This is a genomic window from Leuconostoc sp. DB-1 (assembly GCF_013414845.1).
GTDB classification, from domain to species: domain Bacteria; phylum Bacillota; class Bacilli; order Lactobacillales; family Lactobacillaceae; genus Leuconostoc; species Leuconostoc mesenteroides.
Genome location: NZ_JABFNJ010000001.1, coordinates 1,369,038 through 1,393,667, shown reverse-complemented (window position 1 = coordinate 1,393,667; position 24,630 = coordinate 1,369,038). Strand labels below are relative to the sequence as shown.

The window sequence follows — 24,630 nt, the reverse complement described above, 5'->3', positions numbered from 1 at the left end:
TCGACAAGAAGAACCAACTTGAAGAGGTGCGTTATTTAAAAAAACAACTTTTTAAAGAATACGGTATTTTGCCAAGTGATTTAGATAATCAGGAATATTTTTCATTCATGAATATGCTTAATGCAAAAGAGCCTGATAAACGTGCTGGTGATCCATTAGCTATTGCTAAACAAATGGGGTTGAACATACCAGGGGAAGGAGAGTAAATGGTTGAACGAATTCAGGCGGAGATGGCCACGTCTATTGCTTTAGACACTTTAAAAGCGACTAATAGTTTACGTGGTTTGAACGATGCTGTTACTTCTGTTAAAAACGCTTGGAAAGCTCAAGAGGCAGCGGCTAAATCATCGGGCGATTACTTAAAAGCGTCACAAGAGCGATACAATGGTCTGAGCCGAGAAATGGAAGCTCAGAAAAACAAAATAACTGAATTGCAACAACGTCAAAAGGGCTTAGACACCTCTACAAAAGAAGGTGCTGAGTCCTTTTTAAAATACGAAAGAAACATCCAACAGGCTAATCAAAAATTAGCTAGCTTAGAGTCTCAGCAACAACGTGCCAAGTCTTCAATGGAGTATCAAACCAGTGGATTAGCAAAGTTGCAACAAGAATATAAGCAGATGAATCAAGTTTCTGATTCGTATGTCAACCGTTTGAAAGCAGAGCATAATACTAGAGCAGCTAATATTACTAGCGCTAATAATATGAAAGCCTCGCTATCAAACCTCTCCCAACAGTATGTTAAGCAATCAGAAGAGCTGAAAAGAATTGAGCATGCAAGTGGTTCAGCTAGTGATGCATACAAAAGGCAAGCTGTTCGAGTGAATGAAACGGCAACAAATGTTGCTAACATGAAAAACGAGTTGAAATTAACTCAAGCAGAAGTTAACCGTGCCAATCCTTACGGGTTAAGCAAGTACGCAAGCGGAGCCAATGGTGCTTACCGTGCTGCTGAAAAGATGGGTAATGGGTTCCATACTGCAGGCCAGAAAATCAAAGACATGGCATACAGTAGTAGTATTGCTATTGTCGGTATTGGTGCTGTTTCAATTAAGGGCGCTCAGCTTGCTACAAACTTACAAGATACATTTGTAAAAGTAAATAACATAGCCACTACGGGTGGTGAAAAGCAAGCTGAGGTAACAAAAAATCTATCACAGATGCAAAAAGACGGCGCCAAATATTCTGTGCAATATGGTAAGTCACAACAGGCTATTGCTGAAGGGTACTTGGAGTTAGAAAAAAGAGGATACACATCAACGGCTGCATTAAAAGCCATGAAGTCTGAACTGCAAGCATCAGTAGCTTCTGGTGATGATTTCAATGATGTCCTTACTGTTACATCTCAGGTTGTTGATGCATACGGCATGCGTACTAATAACGCTGCTAAGATGACTAAAAATACCAAAGAAGTTGTTAACCAGTTAGCCTATGCTGCTGATATGACAGCCACTGACTTTCATGACCTTGGAAAAGGAATGGAATATGTAGGTGATTCTTCTCATGCTGCAGGATTTAAATTATCTGAGACAGCATCAGCCATGGGTATTCTTTCTAACCATGGTCTTGAAGCTGATAAAGCTGGTACTGGTTTACGTAAAGTTATTAATTCTATTACAGGTGCACTATCTGATCAAGAGGCGGCACAAAAAGGTTCGGCTTCATCAATTGATTCGTTAAATGAAAAAATAGCAGACCATCAGAAAAAAATAGCTGATTATCAAGCAGCTGAAAAAGCTGGCACAAAGAGTTCTAAATCAGCTGCATCTGCCATTAAAACGCAGCAAGAAGCCATTGAAAAATTGAACGGCAAGATACAAGCGATTAAGTCTGGCGGAACTAATGACATGCTTAGTAAGTTGGGTATTAGTCGTAGTCAATTAGTTGATTCAAACGGCAACCTACGTGATTTGACAACTATCATGGGCATTATTAACGAAAAAACCAAGAATATGGGTACTGCTCAAAAGAACTCAGTATTCAATAGTTTATTCGGTACTACTGGTCAAAATGCTGGTGTAATTTTAGCTCAAAACAACAAAGAACTAGGTGAGCTAAATGAAAAAGTTAAAAAATCCGCAGACGGGCAAGGATATGTAGCTGATTTAGCCAAAAAGAACATGAAGTCTGTTAAAGCTGAATTGCAACAATTTAGCCAAGCTGGTCAAGCCGTTATGATCATGATTGGTAAACAAATGTTGCCAGTCATATCAGAAGCCGCTGTAAAAATGGCTAAAGCCTTTAATTCCGAAGAAGGTCAAGACGGACTAAAGAAAATTGCTGAGGGAGTAGCTTGGGTAGGCGATAAGTTAGTTGGTTTAGTTGAGTATATTGGCACACATACTGGTCAAATTAAAGCATTTGCAGAAGTGTTTGCTGGTATATGGGCTTTTAAAAAGATAAGTGACACAATAGGTTGGATTAAAACAGCTATTGGTACTTATAAAGAACTGAATGGTGTCTTAAAAACAACCGCAGCATTAAATACAGCTGCTAATGCTACTGGTTCAGTAGGTGGTAAAGCAGGCGCTGCAACCACGATGGTTGAAACTGCAGCAACTACAAGAGCAGCTGGAGCAGGAGGCGGATTAGCAACTCTATCTACTGGAGCTAAAGTCGCTAGTGTTGCCAGCAAAGTTGTTTCAGGATTAGGTATAGCGCTAACTGCTGCTGATGTAGGTGGAAGTATCGCTACTGCAATCAGTTCTAAAAAGTCTAGTGATAAAATCAGTGCTGCATCTAAAGGAGCCGGAGCTGTTATAGGTGGTGGTATTGGAGCAATACTAGGAAGTGTTATTCCTGGTGCAGGTACACTAGCTGGAGGAGCGATTGGTTCTGCTATTGGTGATTCGTTAGGAAGTACTAAGACAGCTCAATCGATTACTAAAAAGCTTAACAAAGCATTAAAAAAAGCTTTTTCAGATAATAAGATAACTATCAAAGCACCGAAAGTTGATGCAAAAGACGCTTATTCAGATTTGAATAAAGCTTCTAAAAAATATTATTCTGAAAAGCAAAAGCAAGATTTACAGGATATTAAGCTGCTAAAGAAAAACGGTTATCTTACTGAACAAGAATATCAAGATAGATTAAAAACTATCAAAGAAGAAGGCAAAAAGGCTAATAGTGTTGAAAAACTAAGTCAATCTGATAGAACAGCATTGACAAAGTATTATTCACAGCAACGTCAAAAGCTTGAAACTTCATATAATAAAACTAAGCAAAAAGACAGCAATAAATGGGATAGCATAATTGCTAAAGATGCTGCTAAGTATGGAGAAAATTCTTTACAAGTTCAAAAGGACTATAAAAAGAAAGAGCAAGCACTTGCTAAGGACGATCAGGCCAAGAAAAAGGCTGTTAATAAACTGACTGTCAAAAATGCAACTGAAACAACTGTTGAAGAAGCTAAACTGCATACAACTTTGACCGGGAAAATTAAGTTATCTAACAACGAGCAAGTAAAGTTGATGGATAAGTTGACCAAGGATAAAGGACGGTTAACTAATAAGCAGTTACAGGATATTACTTCTAAGTCACGAGAAGAATATAACAACGTCAAAAAGTATGCTGATAAAAAGCTAGATGCTGCGCAAAAAGCTGCTGATGAACAACTCAAAAAGGTTACTAAAGCCGCTGACAAACAACGTGATAACGTTGTTAACGCTGCTAAAAATCAGTACAAAGATGCTAAAAAGGCAGCCGACAAGCAACGCGATGACACAATAAAAGCTTCCGAAAATCAGTTCAAGGGCAATAGTCAATGGGCTAAAGACCAACGTAAAAGCGTTAGAGATTCGGCTAATAAGCAGCACGACGATACTGTTAATGCTGCAAAAGATCAGAGAAATAAAACAGTTGATTCAGCTAATAAGCAACATGACGATATTGTTGGTAAGGCAACTAGTCAAAGAAACAAAACATCCAATGCTGCAACACAACAGCGAAATGAAGTTGTTGATAAGGCATATAAACAAAAAGATAGTGTCCTTGATGCAGCTGGTAAACAAGGAAACGGCGTAGTTAATAAGGCTGTTCTCCAAGCTAATGGTTCTATGGAAGCCGCTTCAAAGCAAGCCAAAGGAACGCACAGCATTTGGAAAGGATTAGGCGATTTCTTTAATGGCTTAGTCAAAGGATTTGGTATTAAAAGCGTTGATGTTAAAAGTGGTGGTGATTTTGGATATAAGCCTGCTACGATGCAAGCATTCGCTACTGGTTCTCGAGGTGTATCCGGTGGAAAAGCGCTTGTCGGTGAAGCGGGAATTGAAGCAAGGTATTCCCCTTACTCGGGTAAAGTTGATTTTCTAGGTACCAATGGTGCTCAGGTTGTTAACCTTAACCCTGGTGACAAGGTTTTGAATGCCAGTGATACAGCTAAGCTATTCCAAGGCGGTTTAGGTAAAACATTGCCGGGATACGCTAAGGGTACATCTTCAATTGAATCATTTTTATCTTCAATGACTAAAGGGGCTTCTGATATTTGGGATGATGTTTCCGACGCAACAAGTGAGGCTATTGAAAAGTTAACCAATCCCGTTAAAACATTAACTGATATGGCGTCTAAGATTTTTGATGTCAATAAACTAGAAGTCGGTGATACAGGTCACAATTCATCTAGTGGAATGGTTAAAACGAGTATCGAAGATGGTTTTGGTAAGATGCTATCAAAACTCAAGTCTGGATTTGAATCAAGTGGAAACGCAGGCGGAGGCAAAGGTGCACCAAGTGGTGCAGGGGTTACAAGATGGCGTTCACAGGTTGTAGATGCCTTAAAGGCTAATGGACTTTCAACAAGTTCTTTAATGGTCGATAAGGTGTTACGTCAGATTCAAACTGAATCAGGTGGTAACGAAAAGGCTGTACAGGGTAACATTGGTGACGTTAACAACGCATCAGGTGACCTAGCCAAGGGTCTTATGCAAGTCATTAGTGCTACATTTAATGCCTATAAGTTCCCAGGACACAGCAATCCATTTAATGGTTATGATTCTTTGCTAGCTGGTTTAGCTTATGCGAAAAATCGTTATGGATCTAATTTATCATTCTTAGGTCAAGGACATGGCTACGCAAACGGCACTATCACCAACACGCCACATATAGCAAATATTGCAGAGGGTGGAATGACAGAGGCGGTAATTCCTTGGGATTTGTCTAAAAAATCTCGAGCAATGGAATTGTTGGGTGAAACAGTCACTCATTTTGCACAAAATACTAGTTCTAATACGACTGTTGCTGAAAGTTCAAATAGCAATCTATCAAATATGATTGAGGCTACTAATAAAACTCTAAATAGTGTTGTTGAGTTATTGGCGGGCATCTTAGGTCAAACTACAGAGGCTAACCAGTCAGTAGATGATATTGCTATGAATAAGTTTTCTAAAGCTGTGATTGCTAGAGCGGTTAGATCAGCTAATTAAACTAAAAACTCGCCATTAAATACACAATACTTCGGGGCGGGTTTTAGAAAGGAGTACATATGAGCATGTTTGTGCTAAATAACGCACGTGGTGAAAGCGTTGATTTGAATTCTGAAAATTTATTCGGTAATACACCAACAGGATTGGGAACAGTGTTTACAAACACTTATAGTCAATATGAAAGTTATTTTAAAGCAACTAAAATAAATATTCAGCAAGGACAGATGCAATTAAATATATTGTTTGGGGATGTTGAAAGTCGAAGTTATCAGACGTTTAGTCAGTTTTCCACATTCTTATCTTTTCAACCATTGACATTGCTGTATAAAACCGGTGTTGATACTTGGCATCGCGATGCAAGATTAACTAGTTTAACTAAGACAGAAATAGGCGGAACGACAGTATTACAAACCGATAAATTATTTGAGCAGTTTACAGTAGAGTTCATTAACCCTTGGTATAACAACAAACAAGGTAGATATAAGACATATAACATTGATACAGGTCTAGCCATTTATGGCTCAGGCTTTTTTAATGAACAAGGTAATTTTAATCAGAACTTGATACTACAATCCTCAGGTGAAAACGCATCAGCTGATTCAAGACCTAATTTATCAGGTGTAACCAATAATAATATCAACTCAACCATTGCATATGACAGTGATGCTATTACATTGAATTACACGGGTACAGGTTCCACAGAGTGGTACTACGGACTAGCAGAAGCATGGGCTAATATGAGTGATTCAGTCCTTAGTTTTGATAAGACGTATACAATTTCAGTCGATGTAAAAGGAACTGTACCAGGCGTTGCATTCAGGGTAAGTAATACATTCTCACCTACCACAAAGATTAGTAATGACACATGGACTAGAGCGGTTTATACGTTTACATTGCCTAATCTATCAGGTGATAACTTAAATAAGTTTTACATTCGCTTAAATGCAATGGCAACCACTAATGCATCAGGATTCGTAAAAGGTCAAACACTTAGATTCAGGCATTTTAAATTAGAAGAAGGCAACACAGCCACAGCTTACACAAGTGCCCCAGAGGACGGTGTAACAGATTCAAATATGAAGTACGGTTTTGGATTTATGGGCGTTGCTTATGATGATGAAAACAGGAATAAGCCTTATGTAGATGAGGCGCAAGTAGACATAACAAGTATTGAATAAAGGAGGTTAAAAACTTGGCATACCAACCAACAAACTGGGAACATGGCGACACAATCACAGGTGGAAAATTAAATAAGATTGAACAAGAACTAACACATGTGGCTGATAATGCTACTTATGGCTTTGGTGGTGCTCAATTATCAAGTGATGGCTTAACCCCTCTAAGTTACATCAATGCTGGTGACCCTATGCCATCTAACCCACAAAAGGGTGATACGGTATTCCTTAAAGATGGTAATGACTTCCTGATTTACTCATACAATGGTGAAGATTGGGTACTAAAGGTAGACCCAAATCTAAGCAATCGTATTGAAGAGACTATCAAGACAGCTTCTGATAACACAGATAAAGCTATTGCTGATAATAATACCCAGATTAACGAAACAATCAATCAGGTGGCTAAAGAACAAGCTGATTTAGCTGTTAAAGATGGTGATTTCAACAATAAAGCACAAGCAATGGCTGATAAAGCCTTAAGTGATGCTAAAGCTAACACTGCTACAGTAGCTAAAAGCACATTAGATACAGCTAATCAGAACATAGCTGATGCTAAGAAGTCTGTTAGTGATGATCTATCTAAGGAAGCAACAGATAGAGCATCAGCAGTAAGCGCTCTAGACACAAAAGCACAGGGTTATGCAGATACAGCTAAGAAAAACGCTATAGACGTAGCTACTAGTGCAGATAGTGTTATTAGTAAGAAAATTGACGACACAGCTTCTAGTATTACAAGCACAGTCAGTCAAAACAAAAAGGATGCAGACGGTAAAATTAGTACCGCTCAATCAACAGCTACACAAGCCTTAAATGGTTTAAATAGCAAGGTTGACACGTCCACATATAACGCTAAAACAGGGCAATTAAGCACTGATGTTACTAATGTTACTCAAACAGCTAACCAAGCTAAAACAGATATAGCATCAATCAAGCAAACAGACACCACACAAGATGCACGTATGACAACTATTGAAGCTGATGCCAGTGGAACTAAAACTACTGTAAGTAATTTGCAAACAGTTCAAGGTCAACAATCAGGTTCAATTAGTGCATTACAACAACGTGCAGATGGATTCGATGCAACTGTTACCAAGGTTAATAGCCTAGCAGTAGGTGGTAGAAACTACTTAACAGGCACAGTTAATACAAACTCTACAGTAGGGGCTAATGCTAATAATCAATCAAAAGCTCTATATAAAATAACATTATCATCTCTAGATGCTTTGTATAAAGAGTTTAAGAAGACTAGCGACTATTTCACATTAATATTTGATTGGACGTACACAGGAACTAACCCATCAGGTCAATTTATACCTCAATGGAACATAGCACCTTGGGGAATTGGCGGAAAGTACACTGTTATATCAAGTAACAATACCAGTGGCACTGTTATATTAACTGCAAGTATCAATAGCGATTGGAGTGGTGTTACTGCAACACCTTACATGGGTATTAGGTTTGACAATGTACCAACAACTGGTACTGTAACTATCTCTAATATGAGATTGATGTCTGGTAATATGTCATATCCTTGGACTATAGCACCTGAGGACGTAGACAGTGCAACTGCTAAAGCTCAATTAACAGCAGACCAAGCAACAACTGCATTAAATGCCTATAAAAATAACGCAGATGGACGTATAACTAAGGCACAATCTGATATTACACAGACAGCCAAGGATGTAACTACTAAGGTTAGTCAATCAGATTACGATAAGAAAACTGGTGATTTAAGTACATCAGTATCTAAGGCACAACAAACTGCTGATAGTGCTGTAACAACTATAGGAAACTATAAGACTAACAATGATAATCGTGTTAAAGCTACAGAAACATCTATAGCACAGAACACTAAAGATATTACCTTAAGAGCAACTAACACTGATTTAGATTCAGCTAAAAAAGATTATAATGCTCAAATTGCACAGGTTAATGTAAATGCTAATGCAATTACCAACCAAGTATCTAGCATTCAAACTAAGATAAATTCTATGGGTCAAGTTAATCAGTTGGCTAACACAGAGTTCAATCCAGATTATTCAGGATGGTACACAAAATACCCCAACCCTACAGCTAAAGATGTTGTTTCAACTCAGTTTACTAATGTTGGAACAGATGGATTCGGGTCAAACATGGTTAGCCACAAGGGCAATGGTTCCTGGATAGCATCTAGCGGTGTCCCCGTTACACCTGGTATGAAATTAAGTTTTTCAGCTAGGTTTTTTGCACCTAAGGCAATCACAAGTGGTGGCACACCCATAGCCTTATATATCATGGCTTATGATGCAAATGGCAATAGGACACTATCAAACGGATATAACGTACCAGTTCCAGGGTTAAGTGTTTCATCTAATACCCATAAGCTACAGAATGTGACTATTCCTGATAAGTCAGTGGTAACCTATGCAATATTTGCATGGAATGTTACTGATGAGGTTTATATATCACAGCCTATGTTAGTCTTTGGTTCTACAGTTGGTGATTATGTTCCAGGAGCGTATAACAGCAATGACAAGGTAGCCTTACAGCAAATAGCCTTAGACGGAATCACGGACACAGTATCCAAACAAGGTACTAATATTGATTCAGTCACTAAGAGAGTAACCACAGCTGAGGGTACATTAAGTACAGCAACAAACAACATCAGTGGTTTACAGAGTTCTGTTACTCAAACTTCTAACCAAATTAAGACAGAAATAACTGATAGAACTAATGGTGATTCTAATACCTTGCAGAGTTCAAAAGACTTTACAACAAGTTCTATCACTAGTTATGACAAAGGCGTTCAAACACAATTAACTCAAACAAGTGATGCAATTCTAGCTAAAGTAGGAGCAACTAACCTATTCCCTAATTCAGAGTTTGCTCAAAACTATGGATATGCAGGAAGTGGCACAGTTGTTGTATCAGGTAGTGTAAAAAACAATGTGGACGGTAAGTACAGTGGTACGGTATCGGTTACATCAACCTCAGCGGGTTATCAAGGTTATTTGGCAAATATGATTCCAGTATATGGTGGTAAGAAGTATAGCGCTTCTGTATTAGTTCACTACTCCAATGGTGGTTTAAGTAGTGGACAAGCATTGCTAGATATTTGGTTCTACGACAAGGATAACCAAAGAATATCAGCTGCTTCTAGGTCAACAGGGCAAGTAAGTAGCCCATATTGGGTAAAGCTATCTAATGAAGGATTTACAGCTCCTATTAATGCTGTGAAAGTACAGGTATGGTTAATTGTTAACAATGCAGGAGCGGGTCAAGTAGCTACATTTGCCCAACCAATGGTGACGGCTACTGAAAAGCTACAAGAGTATACACCCAATGACGACATTTCTTCACAGTTATCATTGCTTAAAGATAATTGGAGCATTGGTATTACTGATAACATCAGCAAAATTACCAGTGGCATTGTTGGTAATGCATCTCAAATGAGCCTTATTAGCAAGAATGTGACGATTGATGCACCAAACACTCAGATTAAGGGTACAGCGTGGATTAACTCAGCCATGATTGCAAACGGTGCTATAGGTAGTGCACAGATTGGCGATGCAACAATTACCAGCGCTAAGATTGCTACCCTAGACGTTGCTAAGTTGACTGGTAATGTTTCTAATTTCATTCAGTCAAACTGGAATGGGTTATATCAGTCAGTGAAGATTAGCCCAATAGGCATGACTATTAGTACCTCACAAGGTAGCACAGCTCAATTTAATCAGGATGGGTTGGTGTTAGATGGTTCTTTAGGTACCACTAATGTTCTAAATGGGCAGATCGAATTGATTAGTAGCAAAAATGAATATCTGGGTACATTCCAGCATGAAACCATGCCAGACCATGACAACGTAGATTATCTAATGATTAAGCTTGCTGGATGGCATACAGGTAAGTCTACAGACCCAGATTATGACTTAAATTCAGACGGAACTAACACCATTAGAGGTGGCGATGGTATTGGGTTCGGTGTAACTAACAGCGTAGGCACCTACGACATGAAAATGTCGTGGGATTCTAGCCTTGTAGCTGGCTACAAGGGACGTAAAGCAGGGTGGCATGTTGAAGACATCATGACGTGGCACCAACCAACTTACTTTGAGGGTGGTTTTGACGTAGCGCAACAATTTAGTTCTACAGATAGAAGAGCATTGCATATCCAAGGAGCAACATTATCGAACGGTCATAAATGGTTTGGATTTTTTGACACACCATCAAAAGCGGGCTTTGGCACAGATGATACCAATGACGTGCTATTTTACGTGAAGGGTAAGAGTTACAGCCTCTATACCGTGTTGAGTAAATTAAATATGCTATAAGAAAGGCAAAAAATGCAACCAAGACAGGAAGACATAATTAACAACTTATTGCAACAATTGACCAATCTAACTTATGTTAATGCACAGTTGCAGTCAGTTGTAACGCAATATCAAGCAAAAGCAGAACAAGTAGAAGAGGAAAGTAAATAATGACAATTAATAAAAGCGTATCAATCACAGCAATATCACAAACAGCAGACGGTCAAGCAATTGCTTACTTTAGTGCCAATGTATCTGATAGTGGCACATCAAGCAACATGACAATTCAAAACCAGGATTTATACGAAGCTAATAAAAAGCAAGTTCGTGCAGATAAGGCAGACTTTGATAACGCTGTATATGATGTGGAAGATGAACAAGCATCAAAGCCAACAACAGAAGGCTAAATAAAAGGGATTTATTCCCGTACATATCCAATAAAACAGGAGGTAATGCATGACTACAAAATATGGATTTGTTTTTATTGAAAGCAATGTAACAGGGCGCGAAAAAGCTATCACGCTAGACAACAATAGTGAATATTATGGCGTTCAATCAGGTAGCCCATCTTTAGTAACTATCACAGGTAGATGTAATGTCTACCCAGAATGGCAGATTATCCAAGATGGTGCAGTAGTTGGTAAGGCCAAATTTAGCTTATATCTAGCTGATAACCAGAGATTAATAGTCTCTAGCTATCCCGAAGACCAATATGCCCGTGTTTATAACACAGACGGTAGTTTCAGTGATGTTAGTCAATTGGCTGATTTTTCAGTTAACAATTATCTAAAAGTGCCAGAGGGAACTAGCACGCTACTGGCTTACTTAGATGAAAATGCTCAACTAGATGTGACTTTCAAAGAAGAGAGGATGATAGTATGAGCTTGGCACTTGATATTACAGTATTTGATAGTGCTAAATTAGTTATAAAAGGTACCTATAAGTTATTCAGCTATGATATACAGATGGATGCATTGAGTAATGTTACTAGTACATTCACTATTGATAAGAACACCAAAATTACAACAGGTGATTATGTAGCTGTTAGACCTAATAACAGCACCACATTGTTATACTACGGGCAAATAATCACAGTTGATGTAGATGATTCTAGTAACCTTATGACATTATCAGCTAACTATATATGGAACTTACTCAATGGTGACATTATTGTAGGTAGCAAGAGCAGTAATAGCTATGAAGCTCATATATTAAAGCTAATAAACAACTATATTAACTCTAATGTAGGTACTAACATACTCAATAAGGGGCTTACTAACTCAACTAACACAGCATTTCAGGTAACCTCATCTGATGGAATCAGTACAAGCAACTTTATTGATTATTTAGTAAGAGGATTCAAGCTACATAATACAGTGTTTGAAGTAACAGGAATAGGTCAAGGTACATCAGAAAATGGTGTACCTTTTTATTACCCAAAAATTGACTTTCATCAGGTAAAAGACACATGGAATTTTAAAAATGATGTTTACGATTTCAATAATTGGGTAGTCAGTGATTCCAGGAATCTACGAAATTACAATAATGAGTTGTGGATTGTAGATCAGGCAGGCACTAACATGGAAAATCCTACTGTATTAGCACGTTATTGGCTCACAGAAGACGGTTCAGTTATAAAAAACCTTACAGATAATGTGGCAAAGCCTACACAAGTTCAGATATATTTATTTGACAAGACAGCGACTGATAATCCTACTTATGACTCAATAGCACAAAGTAATCTATCAGCTAATGCTTACTCTCATAGTATTCAATTTAGCGCACAGTTAGGAAATAACTTCCTACCCCTAGAAAAAGTAAAGCTAGGGCTACAATCAAATATTTACTACGACAACACACAATATAAGTCAGTGCTTACGGCTTATTCAATCGACAGTAGCTCAGAAGTGGTTAACCTAACTTTTGGAAACCTACGCTTTGGACGAAATGACTTATTCAGCACAACGAATTAGGAGGAATAGTAATGGCCATAACAATGTATACCAGTGATCGTGCTTTTGTCACACCACGAGAAGTGGCATCAGCACAATCAGCTCTAGGCGGGGACACTTCAGGAGTTCTAAAAAGAGGTAATCAATTAAAAATAACAGTTAATGGTCTAACGGCAACCATTGACACAGGGCAAGTAATTATTTTAGGTCGATTAGTCGAAGTGACAAGTCCTACACAAATAACTTTGCCAGCTAATTCAAATGGAAACTTGGCAATTGTTGTAGACCTTTCAAAAGCCAACACTGTGCAAGGACAAGCAGGACAACCCAACTATTACCCAACAATCAACCAAGTATATTTAAGCGCTGTTACAGGTGATTTAGTACAGGAAGACATTAACAATGGTGGTTTTATTTATGAATTACCACTAGCAACATTCAGTACTACAGCAACAGCAGGAACAGTAACACAACATAACCCAATGCTTAACGATAGTGGATGGATGAACTTAGACATAGCATCAACAGGTGCTAAATTGTGGTCTGATAATGGGGCACCTTGCTACGCTCAATATCGTGTAAGAGATAACGTTATGTTCCTTAGATGGCGTGGCGTAGATGTTTCTAAAGCAAATAATGGTAACCAAATTGGACGTGTTCCATGGAGCCTACGCCCAGATGTCGAAATTGCTCAGGCTTCTAGTGACATTGGTGCAACCTCAATTTATCCCGTTATTAGTTATGTGAATGACACAACTACATTATGGGTAAGGGTTGTAGATAATCATTGTGGTAATTTGGTTGGTTCTATGAGCTATCCGTTGCCAGTAGGTCGCTAAAGAAAGGAGGTGAATGAATGCAAATGCCACATGATTTGTTGAGTTGGCTAAGTGTGGGGTCTATTCTTCTGGGTGGTTTGTGGTGGGTATTGAAGAATACCATTGTGAACTCAATTAATGGATTGAGAACAGATATCGCTAGCTTAAAAGATGAGCTAAAAATATCTAACAGTATCACTGACAACCATGAGATACGGCTTACTAAATTGGAAACGTGGAAACACAATAAATGGGAGGTTTGAAAATTGAATAAATTAAAACGATGGGTATTCGCTTCAATTGGAGCGGTTGCCTTTTTTGGTGCAATGATCACGGGTGTTTCAGCCAATACTAATGGTATTGATGTTGCCAGTTATCAAGGTGACACAGCAAGTTATTTCAATTCGTTTAAGCAAGTTGGCGATAACTTTACCATGGTTAAGTTAGGTGGACGAGGTGGTGGTGAGGGTGCTCATTATAGTAACCCGAAAGCCTACGCACAAATTCACAACGCTGATGCAGTCGGTATGCAAACAGGCGGTTACTTCTGGGCACAAGTAGGTGACTCAGTCAGTGAAGCTACTTATTCAGCTCAATTAGCTGTTCAAGATGCACAAAATGCAGGGTTGGCTAAAGGTTCATATATTGCTATGGATTACGAAGCAGGAGCTGGTGCAAACAAGGCCAATAACACAACGGCTATTCTAGCGTTCATGGATCAGATTTACGCCTCTGGGTATAAGCCTATGTTTTATAGCTACACTAGCTATGTGAACTCACACGTTGATTTAAGTCGTATTAACGCTCGTTATCCTAATGCTTTGTGGTTAGCTTGGTACTTAACTACAGCACATCAAGCAACACCACCTATGCAATATTTCCCTAACTATTCCAACGTGAAGATTTGGCAATACGCTGATAATCACTACGGAGTTGACGGGAACGTGATGGTCGTCGGTTCATTGGATAACAACAAGCCAGCCGAACAGGTTGCATCTAAGCCAAGTCAATCAACCAACACGCCAAGTACACCAGCTAAGACGCAATACGCTACATTCAGCGGTGTGTATGTCGCTGATTACTGGGTAGGTTATAACAACAAGATGTATGGTGTGAACTTTGATATGAGCATCAAAACCATTGACTACAACAACTATATTCCTATTTCAGCCATGACATTGACTGATAAATATGGCAACAAGTTGCGTAATCAATACATTCAAGGTAACAACGGACGTATGGAATACTTCACTTTGAACGGTAAGTACAAGGTTATTAGTCAAACAGCCACAACGATTAATGTTGAAATCGGTGGTGAACCAGTTAGCATGATGAAGGCTTTTGCCACGATTAAATAAGGAGAAATAATGGCATTTAATGTAGATTCAAATATCGCAATTCTAGTAATTGTATGGTTAATTGTACAGGTGCTGAAACCTACCAAGATTAACAACCATCTGTTACCCTTAATAGCTGTAATTGTAGGTGCCATGGTAGCAGTAGGTTTGTCGTTCTACACCAAAGACACAAAGCTAGTGCAAGACATCGTTCTAGGTGTATGGGCTGGATTTGCTTCAACAGGCTTGAATGAAACAGCCACCAAGTCAATCACATCAATTATTGATGGCTTCGCTAATGGATTTGGGAAGCCAGAAGATAAGAAAACTGAATAAAATAAAAGCACCCAACTGGATAATCTGGTTGGGTGTTTTTTAATTTTGGTGATATAATTAATCGAAAGTGATAGAAAGGACTTAAAATGGATAATCGTAATTATAGCTGGGATCCAAATGCTGTAGCTAACTATATAGTTGACTACGCTAATGAGAATGGTAAAACATTAACTAATCTTAAGTTACAAAAAGTTCTCTATTTTTTGCAGGCAGCCTTCTTAGTGGAACATGACTCTACTTTGATGGACATTAAATTTTCGAGATGGCAATACGGGCCCGTTTCCCGAGATGTCTATTACAATTTTAATGATCGCGGAGCTTTACCAATCAAAGAAAAAACATCCGTGTTGAACATGGAGAATTTTTCTTTTTCTGTACCAACTTTGGAGAAAGTTCCTAACGATGTTGAAGGAGACTTGAATCGGTACATTGATTCGTTACTTGCCTTTTCAGCAAGCGACCTAGTAAAAGCAACTCATAGTCAAGCACTATGGGCTGATTACCAAGATGATATAGCCAAACATATGGCACCCGAATATACAGACGAGGAAATTAGAAATTATTTCAATAATCATAAAGAAGATAGAATATGGATATAAATACAAAAACAGTTGTCTATGTCAATAATCTATTTGAACAGATGCTGGTTTATGACGATACGAAAGAAATAGAAAATGAAAGATTAAAAAATGCGTTAACTGGAATTAAGAAGATTAGTAATAATTTTCATTCAGCAGTCGGAATCGTTATTTATCAATTAAACGATGAAAAGTGTTCTCTGATTGGTAAAATGTTCATTAAGGAAGAGGCTACGTTTGATTTTTTGTTAAATTCATATGAACTGGAAGATCCATCATATTTGAAATTCCGTGATTCGGTTATTTTATCATTAGCCCAAAGGCAATATATAAATGAATCAAACCAAAAAGCAGAAAAAGCTTCAAAGCGTGTGCTAAAAAACTTGAAAAAAATAAAATCAACAAAAACGGGAATATATAGTGATTTAATTGCCATATTGGGAATATTTACGGCCATAACTTTCGCAACTTTCGGGGCTACGTCTATGCTGTCGTCTGTTTTCTCGCATGTTAGTAATGTGACGGTTTCGAATTTAGGATTTATATTCATAACAGCTGGAGTTTATCTAGTTTGTTTATATGCTTTAATAGCGGTCATGTTCGTTGGGATACACAAAATAATTCATAGTGAAGATATTAATAAACATAATGGTAAATATGATTACCATTTTTCTGAAAATGTTACTGCACCGATTGTTTTGTTTTCATTATTGCTCATTATTTTTGGTTTTGTAATCATTACCGTCAACTAGTAAAAAAATAGAAATTTGCCCTCAATTCACACAAGTGATACTATAAAAAAGCCAACTGAATTAAGTTCTAGTTGGCTTTTTTATTTTTACAATATTATTTTTGCTTCTCTTGTCAATCAAAATGATAGAATCAATATATACAAGATAAAGGAGAAAATATGTATAAATTAAATTTGAAATACGCAAACAAAATTATATATTCCAAAGATGTAATTATTGATAATAATGATGAACGCCTACACGATATTATTAATAAATTTGTTAGGGACAATGTTCATGAAATAAAAAATAGTATATCAGAATCAAATGATTACGATTATCTTAACAGTGTATTATCAACTGAAGATAAATTACCATTTTTCATTTACTTAGAACCGTCGTCAAATCCACTTAACTATGATTTAGATGAAAATGGATTATTATATATTCATTCATCAACTTTAGACGGTCTTTGGTCGATTGATAGTATTAATAAGCTTCAAGACTTAAATCTTATTGCATGGGAAGGGCGAGAAATTACCTTTTCCATAGCACTAGGTATCGGTGCCGGTGGATTTATTGATGCATTAGTCGAAACTTTCGTCAACATATTAACTTCTACACCGGTTACTGCGTTTATAAACGCGAAAACTTTATTGGATGCCAGTGCGGAAGGTATTCAAAAAGTACGCGATTTCGAATCTGAAGATAGCAAGAAAATTCTACGAAAAACAGCACAGGGTTGGGTAAAAAGAGGTATTTACCCTAGACAATTTAAAGAGATTATTTTAACAAATAGTCACTGGAATAAAGAAGATTTGAAGCGTTCATTTGGTACAGACGAAAGGGTGGTAATAGCTATTATGCAAAGCCTTGGGTACATAAAAATAGATAGAAGTACTTTTGAAATAAGTGAAACGAATGAAGCAATAAAGTCTAGAGAAAGATGGAATGAATAGAACAAAGTAACATATTATTTGCAATAAAGAACAAGTGTTCGTATAATGTCATAGAGGTGACATTATGAACTACGACGACAAACTAATCGAAGAAATCAAGAAGCGATTCACGAAAAAGAAAAACACCCTGTATTGGGTGCGCATCGTGTATCAAAGATATTCCAAGCAGTTAAACGTGTTCTTCGAATACGCAAAAATAGGTACGGCCACACATTCTGAACAAATAGGTAGGTACGTTGAATCTGAAAAGGATCGTATACCTGAATTAGCAAAACGCATCAAGAAAGAGACGAATGTAAGTGTGGAGCTTGGCGATTTTTGATGGATTTAATATTAGTTATTGTTTTCGGAGAATTTATCGGTTAAAATAATCATGTAATTATATTAAAAGTAATTACGCGGCCCGATAGCATTCCGAGAAGCTTTACCCCTATCGGGTCTTTTTATTACAAAATATTTAAAAACACTTTTTAAAATTAGTAGTGTATAATTATTTTTAAGCCTAACAGACTTTCTTCGCTCTATAAGTATAATTACCTGAGTTATTTTTGTTCGCTTATTCATCTGTTAGGCTTTTTACTTGCAAAAATGCATGTCAATATAGTAGAATTATTTTACGCCTAGCTGGCAGTCAAACTCCATGATAATATCCTCCCAAGGTGATTATCAATTTATTGCGCATCCTGCTAGGTTTCTATATAGATGAAACTCGTTAAAAAACCGGCTAGAAATTAATCTAGTCGGTTTTTTATTTGTAGTAAATTTGTAGCAAATGTAGTAAATTTTAAGTGAAAAATAATGAATAATAGTGAATTTTTAGAAAATAAGTAAAACAAAAACCGCTAATCAACTTCTTGTAAATGTTGATACATAGCGGTTTTATTTAAACCAAAATTAGCATTGGCATAATCATTGGTTTGCGAGCTGTTTCTTTGAATAGGAAACGAGACAAGTCATCAATAACAGCTTGACGAATATCTGACTCGCTATTGTTTGAACTATTCATAACGCGGCGCATTGTGCTGAAAATGACACGTCGACCTTCATTAATCAAATCGCCAGATTCACGCATATAGACAAAACCACGTGATAAAATATCTGGTCCAGATAAAATCTCTTTCTTTTTCAAATCGATTGTTGCAGTAACAACAACTAAGCCATCTTGTGACAGCTTTTGACGATCATGTAACACAACTGAACCGATATCACCGATTCCTGATCCGTCAATGTATGTGTCATCGCCAGGGAAATGTCCAGCAACGCGTGCATTTTCACCATCCAGAGCCAAGACATCACCATTTTCTAAAATGAAAGTATGGTCTTCTGGTACTTCTAGCTCATGTGCTAATGAAGCGTGGACTTTTAACATACGATATTCACCGTGAACAGGCATGAAAAATTTAGGCTTCAACAAAGCAATCATTAACTTTTCTTCTTCTTGACCACCGTGACCAGAAGTGTGGATGTTATTAACTTTACCGTAGATGACATTAGCGCCACCTTCTTGTAATTTATTAATAACAGCGTTTACAGATGCTGTATTACCTGGAATTGGTGAAGAGGAGAAAATAACATTGTCTTTTGGCTTCAAACGAATTTGCTTATGTGTTCCTTCAGCAATTCGTGCCAGGGCAGCCATCGGTTCACCTTGAGAACCAGTTGATAGAATAAGTAATTCATCGTCAGGAATATGTTTGATTTCTGATTGTTCGACCAGCATATCATCAGGGATATTTAGATATCCCAAGGCACGACCATTAGTAACAGCTGATTCCATTGAACGGCCAAATACCGCAATTTTACGCCCATGTGCAATAGCTGCATCTGTAGCCATGCGAACACGGTTCATATTAGAAGCAAACGTTGCAAATATAATACGTCCATGTTGAATTTTATCAAATATATGGTTAACAGATTTTGCTACCCATGCTTCTGACTTCGTCCATTCAGGGCGTTCAGCATTGGTTGAATCACTCATCATGAGTAATACACCATTTTCGCCAATACGTGCCATTGACCAAAGGTTAGGTGGCTGCTTAGTAGTTGGTGTCAGATCAAACTTAAAATCACCAGTTTCTACAATAGTCCCAACTGGTGTGTGTACAGCTACACCAAATACGTCAGGTATAGAGTGAGTGGTACGGAAAAACTCGACACTTAACTGATCAAATTCCAGTACTGAGCCATCAGTAATTTCATGAAGTTCGACGCGATTAAGCATCTGTTTTTCTTCGAGTTTGTTCTTAATTAATGCCATTGCTAATGGGCCAGCGTAAACTGGAACATTAACAGCTTGCAAAAAGTAGGCGATTGCACCGATATGGTCTTCGTGTCCGTGGGTGATAACCAGTGCTTTAACGCGATCGATATTATCAACTAAATAAGTATAGTCAGGAATAACGTAATCAATACCGAGCAATTCGTCTTCTGGGAACTTAATGCCCGCGTCGACGACGATAATTTCATTTTGGTACTCGATACCGTACGTGTTCTTACCAATCTCGCCTAAACCGCCTAGCGCATAAACTGCGACTTCGTTAGGTTTGATATCTACAGAATATGTCATTAGAATGTTGTAACTTCGAAGTTAGGATTGGCCTTTTCATAAGTTACAGCCTTATCAGATAATTCTTCGATAAACTCCACATTGTATTCTGTGTTTTCTTCAATAATTTCACGTGCTTGTGGCAAACTTTCGGCCTCAATGTACATTGAAATTGTTGTTTCACGCTTTGGATTGCGTTCAGGGTGTTCTTGGTAGTAAATTTTATAAATCATAAATGCCTCCATTAAATATAGTATAGTAATTTGTCACGAACAAAACCTTATTTTCTAGTTTACCACATAAACTAAGATTTCAACCACTTGCTTGATTAATAAACCAATAATTGATAAATTATTATTAGGGATAAACATATGAAAATATCATCTATTGGCGTTTTTATGGGATCACAATCAGGTAATGACCCACAGTACATAGAGGCAGCAGAAGAACTTGGTAAAAGAATTGCTCTGAAAAAAATCAAGTTGGTTTTTGGCGCAGGGAAGGATGGCTTAATGGGTGCCACCGCCCGAAGTGCCATGGAAGCCGGTGGTTCAGTTCTAGGGATTTCACCTCGTAATCTTGCTGAGGAGGCATTTGAGGCTTCAGAAATTACGCAGTTAATAGAAGTGAACACGATGACAGATCGTAAGCAACTATTAATGGATAATTCTGATGTTTTTATTGTGCTACCAGGTGGTTTTGGAACCTTAGAGGAGATAGCACAAGTTATCAGTTGGTCAAAAATTCATTTACACGATAAACCGTTGGCACTTTTTAACGTTAACGGTTTCTATGATAAATTTTGGGCATGGTTAAATGAAGTTTACGAAGATGGTTTTGTAAGTGAGCATGATATGAGATGTATTCAAATGTTTGATTCAATTGATGCAATGTTCGAGTATTTAGAAAATTTTGAAGGTTGATGTATGCAAAACTCAGAATTATTGAATGAATCTATTAATGTATATATGTCGGCATTAAAGAATCTTGAAAAACTAATTTCGCAACCAACGAGCGAATATGGTGCTTCTTTTGAGCAGTGGCTTATTATGGCCGCTGTTGCGGATAGTGATGAGCCACTAACGATGACCAAAATAGCTAAAGATCGTGGTGTAACCAAAGGAGCTGTTGCTCGCCAATTAAAACCATTATTTGATTGTGGCTACTTAAAACATATGCCTGATGAAAAAGACCATCGCCGTGTGCTACTAGTTTTGACGTCAGAAGGGAAGGCTGTTGAAAAACAGATGACGATGAAAGTGCAACAGCGTTTTCATAAATGGTTGGATATTTTTGGTGTAGAAGAAGGCAAATCCTTTCTTAAAACACTGAAACGCTTCCAAAACTTAATTGTCCAACCGGAGTTAAACAAAAAAAATATTGAACCTAATCAGGATTTGTGATAGAATATTAACTTGTTTGAAGTCTGCATAAATTACGGATTTCTGTTATAATAAACTATATTATCGGATAAAGAGGATACTAATCATGGCAATCGGCATGAATGACTTAAAGACAGGTTTGACTATTGAATACTCAAACTCAATTTGGCGTGTTTTGGATTTCCAACACGTTAAGCCTGGTAAAGGTGGTGCGTTTGTTCGTTCAAAATTGAAGAATTTACGAACTGGTGCGGTTAATGAAGTTACTTTCCGTCCTGGAGATAAGTTTGAACAAGCTGATATCACAACACGACCAATGTCTTACCTATATGCTGAAAATGATGGCCGTGTATTTATGGATGTTGAAAGTTATGATCAAATCAACATTCCTGATGAATATTTAAAAAATGCTTTGAAGTTTTTGCTTGAAGGTATGGAAGTTAAAATTACCATGTTTGGTAATGAAGTGCTTGGTGCAGAACTACCATCAACTGTTCAAATGAAGGTGACAGAAACGCAACCAGGTATCAAAGGCGCAACAGCAACTGGTTCAGGAAAGCCAGCAACGGTTGAAACTGGTGCTACTATTACTGTACCTGACTTTGTTAATGAGGGTGAAACCATTATTATTAACACTGAAGATGGTTCGTACAAAGGTCGCGCCTAATTAAGGTAAATGCACGATTGTTGCCTGGTTACAAGTAACATTTGAGCGGTAGTGAACGTGTTTATCATAAAAAGTTCCCCCGCGGAACTTTTTATTTTAGAAACTATTTTCGAGGAGCAAATATGGCCAAAGAAATTAAATACAATAAAGCAACTACTAAGAATTTGTTATTAATCACTGAGAGTGAAGTACCTGGAACCACGCAGGTAACGCCAGAAGTGATTGAAGTCATTGCACAAATCGCGGCACAAGAAGTGTCTGGTGTTTACTCAATGAGAGGTAAATTATCAGACCGATTTGCCAGTGTGTTTGGATCAACTGCCCGCGGAAAGGGCGTTGAATTACAGCAAACAATTGATGGCTTAGTGATTGAAGCGTATGTTTTCTTGCAATATGGTGTTCCAGTACCAAAAATAGCTTTAAACATTCAAAATGCAATTAAGTCTCAAGTTTCGTCAATGACAGATTTAGAGGTAGCGCGTGTTAATGTGCACGTTAGCGGAATTATACCGGAAAAGCCGGATCATACGATTGATCCTGATAATTTATTTGGTGAGAATGAGGTAGCTAATTAATGGCAAACTTAACGCGACATGAGTCACGACAAGCTGCATTTCAAGTTCTTTTTGCATTAGAAAAAGATCCACAGAGTAATAAAATTGATGATTTATACGAAATTGTGCTAAATGGCAAACAATTTGATGACTATTTGCCACGATTAGTTAATGGTGTTTTAGGTTCCAAGGCAGATTTGGATGAAAAAATTTCATCACATTTAGCTGAAGGTTGGGCGATTAACCGTATCAACAAAGCTGATTTAGTTATTTTACGGTTAGCAATTTACGAATTAACTGCTGTCGAAGCAACCCCATACAAAGTTGCCATCGATGAAGCTATTGAATTAGCAAAAACTTTTGCTGATGAAGATGATCGTAAGTTTGTTAACGGTGTTTTAAAACATTTTGCACGTGATGAAAAAACCGCTTAAGTAGCGGTTTTTTCATTTTAAACGTGTGTATTATTAGTAATGTACTTATCATGGTATACTAAACAAAGAATAATTTATTACTGGAGACTAAAATGGCGATATATGATCCAACGAAAACACCAACAGATAGTTATGATACCCATACGCATTTGAACGATGACCAATTATTTCATGACGTGCCAGCGTATATTGGACGAGCTAATGAGTTTCGTGTAATGGAAATGAATGTGGTGGGATACAATGCACAAAGTAATGAACGTGCATTAGAAATTTCAAATAACCATGATAATATTTATGCAGTTCTTGGTTTTCAACCTGAGGATACAAAGGATTTTGATGATCAGGCGTTTATCACATTGGAACAGCAACTACAACAGCCAAAGGTTGTTGGGGTCGGTGAGACGGGGTTGGATTATTATTGGGAAACAACAGCTCACGATGTCCAAATTGCAGCATTTAAAAAGCATCTTGAGTTAGCTAAAAAATTTGATTTACCCGTCATTATTCATAATCGTGATGCTTTTGAAGATGTTTATAAAATACTAAAAGATTCAGGTGTGAAAAAGGGTGTGATGCACAGTTTTTCTGGCACACCAGAGCAGGCTAAGGCATTTATTGATTTAGGAATGCACATTTCTTTTAGTGGTGTTGTAAGTTTTAAAAAAGCCGAAGAAGTTCGTGAGGCAGCAAAAACAATTCCTCTAGATCGTCTCTTGGTTGAGACGGACGCTCCTTATTTGGCACCTACACCTTATCGTGGTAAAACGAATGAGCCGGCGTTAGTTAAGTTTGTCATCGATAGCCTGGCTGAAACATTAGAGATGTCAGCTAAAGACTTATCAGATGTGACACGCGGCAATGCACATCGTTTATTTTTAAATCATGAATGAGTTGCCTAAAATTAACGAAATGATTGTTGTTGAAGGACGATCAGATACGCAAAATCTTGCGCGTGCAGTTATTGCGGATACTATTGAAACTGGTGGTAGTGCGGTTAATGAAGATGCGATTGAGCGAGCTAAATTAGCAGCTAAAACGCGAGGAATAATTATTTTAACTGACCCAGACTTTAATGGTCAGCGTATTCGTCATATGGTTACAGAAGCAGTACCCACAGCTAAACAAGCCTACTTGACGCAGGCAGAAGCACGTGCAACAAAAGATAATCCGCATAAATCATTGGGGGTTGAACACGCAACGCCAGATACATTGCGAAATGCATTGGCCAACGTTATTACACCAGTGCACGCAATTGGAATAACTTCAGATATTGATCGTTCATTTCTTCTAGATTTAGGACTACTAAGCGGGCCAGAAGCGCGTGTTAAGCGGGCATTTGTTGGTGAACAGTTGCATATTGGTTATGCAAACGGAAAACAATTGTTGAAACGATTGCAAGCATTTGGTATTCGACGTGCGCAAGTGGAAGATGTACTTAAAGGAAAATTTTAAA

General features: G+C 37.7%; 25 protein-coding genes. 23 read left to right on the top strand and 2 right to left on the bottom strand.

Features of this window, described 5'->3' with window-relative positions; translation table 11 throughout:
- Window positions 1-26 precede the first annotated feature (26 nt).
- From HFP47_RS06755 to HFP47_RS06680, 16 genes are all read left to right on the top strand, one after another.
- Entirely contained in the window at window positions 27-206 is a 180-nt protein-coding gene (locus HFP47_RS06755; RefSeq protein ID WP_010282314.1) for a hypothetical protein, read from the top strand.
- On the top strand, window positions 207-5,420 hold the full coding sequence (locus HFP47_RS06750) for a phage tail tape measure protein (protein ID WP_179876254.1): 5,214 nt from the start codon (window positions 207-209) through the stop codon (window positions 5,418-5,420). It abuts the gene before it with no gap.
- Between the two features lie 65 nt (window positions 5,421-5,485).
- Window positions 5,486-6,598 (top strand): phage distal tail protein domain-containing protein, encoded by a 1,113-nt coding sequence (locus tag HFP47_RS06745; protein ID WP_105296184.1) that lies wholly within the window; start codon window positions 5,486-5,488, stop codon window positions 6,596-6,598.
- 14 nt (window positions 6,599-6,612) lie between these two features.
- Window positions 6,613-10,905: a hypothetical protein gene (locus tag HFP47_RS06740; protein WP_179876253.1), complete on the top strand. Its 4,293-nt coding sequence runs from the start codon at window positions 6,613-6,615 to the stop codon at window positions 10,903-10,905.
- A gap of 12 nt (window positions 10,906-10,917) precedes the next feature.
- A complete protein-coding gene (locus HFP47_RS06735) occupies window positions 10,918-11,055 on the top strand; it encodes a hypothetical protein (RefSeq protein WP_179876252.1) in 138 nt (45 codons plus the stop codon).
- Window positions 11,055-11,291 (top strand): hypothetical protein, encoded by a 237-nt coding sequence (locus HFP47_RS06730; protein ID WP_179876251.1) that lies wholly within the window; start codon window positions 11,055-11,057, stop codon window positions 11,289-11,291. Before HFP47_RS06735 ends, HFP47_RS06730 begins: the two co-directional genes overlap by 1 nt.
- 49 nt (window positions 11,292-11,340) lie before the next feature.
- Window positions 11,341-11,766 carry a hypothetical protein gene (locus HFP47_RS06725; RefSeq protein WP_179876250.1) on the top strand — a complete coding sequence of 142 codons (426 nt, stop codon included), beginning with the start codon at window positions 11,341-11,343 and terminating at the stop codon, window positions 11,764-11,766.
- A complete protein-coding gene (locus HFP47_RS06720; protein WP_179876249.1) occupies window positions 11,763-12,857 on the top strand; it encodes a hypothetical protein in 1,095 nt (364 codons plus the stop codon). Before HFP47_RS06725 ends, HFP47_RS06720 begins: the two co-directional genes overlap by 4 nt.
- A gap of 11 nt (window positions 12,858-12,868) precedes the next feature.
- Complete coding sequence (locus tag HFP47_RS06715) at window positions 12,869-13,675, top strand: hypothetical protein (protein ID WP_179876248.1); 807 nt, start codon at window positions 12,869-12,871, stop codon at window positions 13,673-13,675.
- A 17-nt stretch (window positions 13,676-13,692) separates the two neighbouring features.
- Window positions 13,693-13,917, top strand: a complete 225-nt coding sequence (locus HFP47_RS06710) for a hypothetical protein (protein ID WP_179876247.1) — start codon at window positions 13,693-13,695, stop codon at window positions 13,915-13,917.
- 3 nt (window positions 13,918-13,920) lie between these two features.
- Window positions 13,921-15,012: a GH25 family lysozyme gene (locus HFP47_RS06705; protein WP_179876246.1), complete on the top strand. Its 1,092-nt coding sequence runs from the start codon at window positions 13,921-13,923 to the stop codon at window positions 15,010-15,012.
- A gap of 9 nt (window positions 15,013-15,021) precedes the next feature.
- Window positions 15,022-15,327, top strand: coding sequence for a phage holin family protein (locus tag HFP47_RS06700; RefSeq protein ID WP_179876245.1), 306 nt, complete (start codon window positions 15,022-15,024; stop codon window positions 15,325-15,327).
- A gap of 86 nt (window positions 15,328-15,413) precedes the next feature.
- Complete coding sequence (locus HFP47_RS06695) at window positions 15,414-15,926, top strand: Panacea domain-containing protein (RefSeq protein ID WP_179876244.1); 513 nt, start codon at window positions 15,414-15,416, stop codon at window positions 15,924-15,926.
- Entirely contained in the window at window positions 15,917-16,657 is a 741-nt protein-coding gene (locus tag HFP47_RS06690; protein WP_179876243.1) for a hypothetical protein, read from the top strand. The genes HFP47_RS06695 and HFP47_RS06690 overlap by 10 nt, the downstream gene beginning before the upstream one ends.
- Window positions 16,658-16,815: 158 nt before the next feature.
- Window positions 16,816-17,595 (top strand): hypothetical protein, encoded by a 780-nt coding sequence (locus tag HFP47_RS06685; protein WP_179876242.1) that lies wholly within the window; start codon window positions 16,816-16,818, stop codon window positions 17,593-17,595.
- A gap of 64 nt (window positions 17,596-17,659) precedes the next feature.
- Window positions 17,660-17,917, top strand: coding sequence for a hypothetical protein (locus tag HFP47_RS06680; RefSeq protein WP_179876241.1), 258 nt, complete (start codon window positions 17,660-17,662; stop codon window positions 17,915-17,917).
- 561 nt (window positions 17,918-18,478) lie between these two features.
- Here the strand turns inward: HFP47_RS06680 and rnjA are convergent.
- Window positions 18,479-20,161, bottom strand: coding sequence for a ribonuclease J1 (gene rnjA / locus HFP47_RS06675; RefSeq protein ID WP_011680268.1), 1,683 nt, complete (start codon window positions 20,159-20,161; stop codon window positions 18,479-18,481).
- Window positions 20,161-20,373 (bottom strand): DNA-directed RNA polymerase subunit epsilon, encoded by a 213-nt coding sequence (locus HFP47_RS06670; RefSeq protein WP_011680267.1) that lies wholly within the window; start codon window positions 20,371-20,373, stop codon window positions 20,161-20,163. Before HFP47_RS06670 ends, rnjA begins: the two co-directional genes overlap by 1 nt.
- A 138-nt stretch (window positions 20,374-20,511) precedes the next feature.
- Between HFP47_RS06670 and HFP47_RS06665 the strand changes: the two genes are divergently transcribed.
- The 7 genes from HFP47_RS06665 to rnmV all read left to right on the top strand — a co-directional run bounded on the left by HFP47_RS06665 (window position 20,512) and on the right by rnmV (window position 24,629).
- On the top strand, window positions 20,512-21,063 hold the full coding sequence (locus HFP47_RS06665) for a TIGR00730 family Rossman fold protein (protein WP_011680265.1): 552 nt from the start codon (window positions 20,512-20,514) through the stop codon (window positions 21,061-21,063).
- A 3-nt stretch (window positions 21,064-21,066) separates the two neighbouring features.
- Entirely contained in the window at window positions 21,067-21,543 is a 477-nt protein-coding gene (locus HFP47_RS06660) for a MarR family winged helix-turn-helix transcriptional regulator (RefSeq protein WP_011680264.1), read from the top strand.
- Window positions 21,544-21,628: 85 nt separating this feature from the next.
- A complete protein-coding gene (gene efp / locus HFP47_RS06655; protein WP_002815385.1) occupies window positions 21,629-22,189 on the top strand; it encodes an elongation factor P in 561 nt (186 codons plus the stop codon).
- Window positions 22,190-22,311: 122 nt separating this feature from the next.
- The gene (locus HFP47_RS06650; protein ID WP_002815384.1) at window positions 22,312-22,764 is read left to right on the top strand and encodes an Asp23/Gls24 family envelope stress response protein; all 453 of its coding nucleotides are present in this window, start codon (window positions 22,312-22,314) and stop codon (window positions 22,762-22,764) included.
- Window positions 22,764-23,177, top strand: coding sequence for a transcription antitermination factor NusB (gene nusB, locus HFP47_RS06645; protein ID WP_002815382.1), 414 nt, complete (start codon window positions 22,764-22,766; stop codon window positions 23,175-23,177). The genes HFP47_RS06650 and nusB overlap by 1 nt, the downstream gene beginning before the upstream one ends.
- 92 nt (window positions 23,178-23,269) lie before the next feature.
- On the top strand, window positions 23,270-24,067 hold the full coding sequence (locus HFP47_RS06640) for a TatD family hydrolase (RefSeq protein WP_025268385.1): 798 nt from the start codon (window positions 23,270-23,272) through the stop codon (window positions 24,065-24,067).
- Window positions 24,060-24,629 carry a ribonuclease M5 gene (gene rnmV, locus HFP47_RS06635; RefSeq protein WP_179876240.1) on the top strand — a complete coding sequence of 190 codons (570 nt, stop codon included), beginning with the start codon at window positions 24,060-24,062 and terminating at the stop codon, window positions 24,627-24,629. The genes HFP47_RS06640 and rnmV overlap by 8 nt, the downstream gene beginning before the upstream one ends.
- The last annotated feature ends 1 nt before the right edge of the window (window position 24,630 follow it).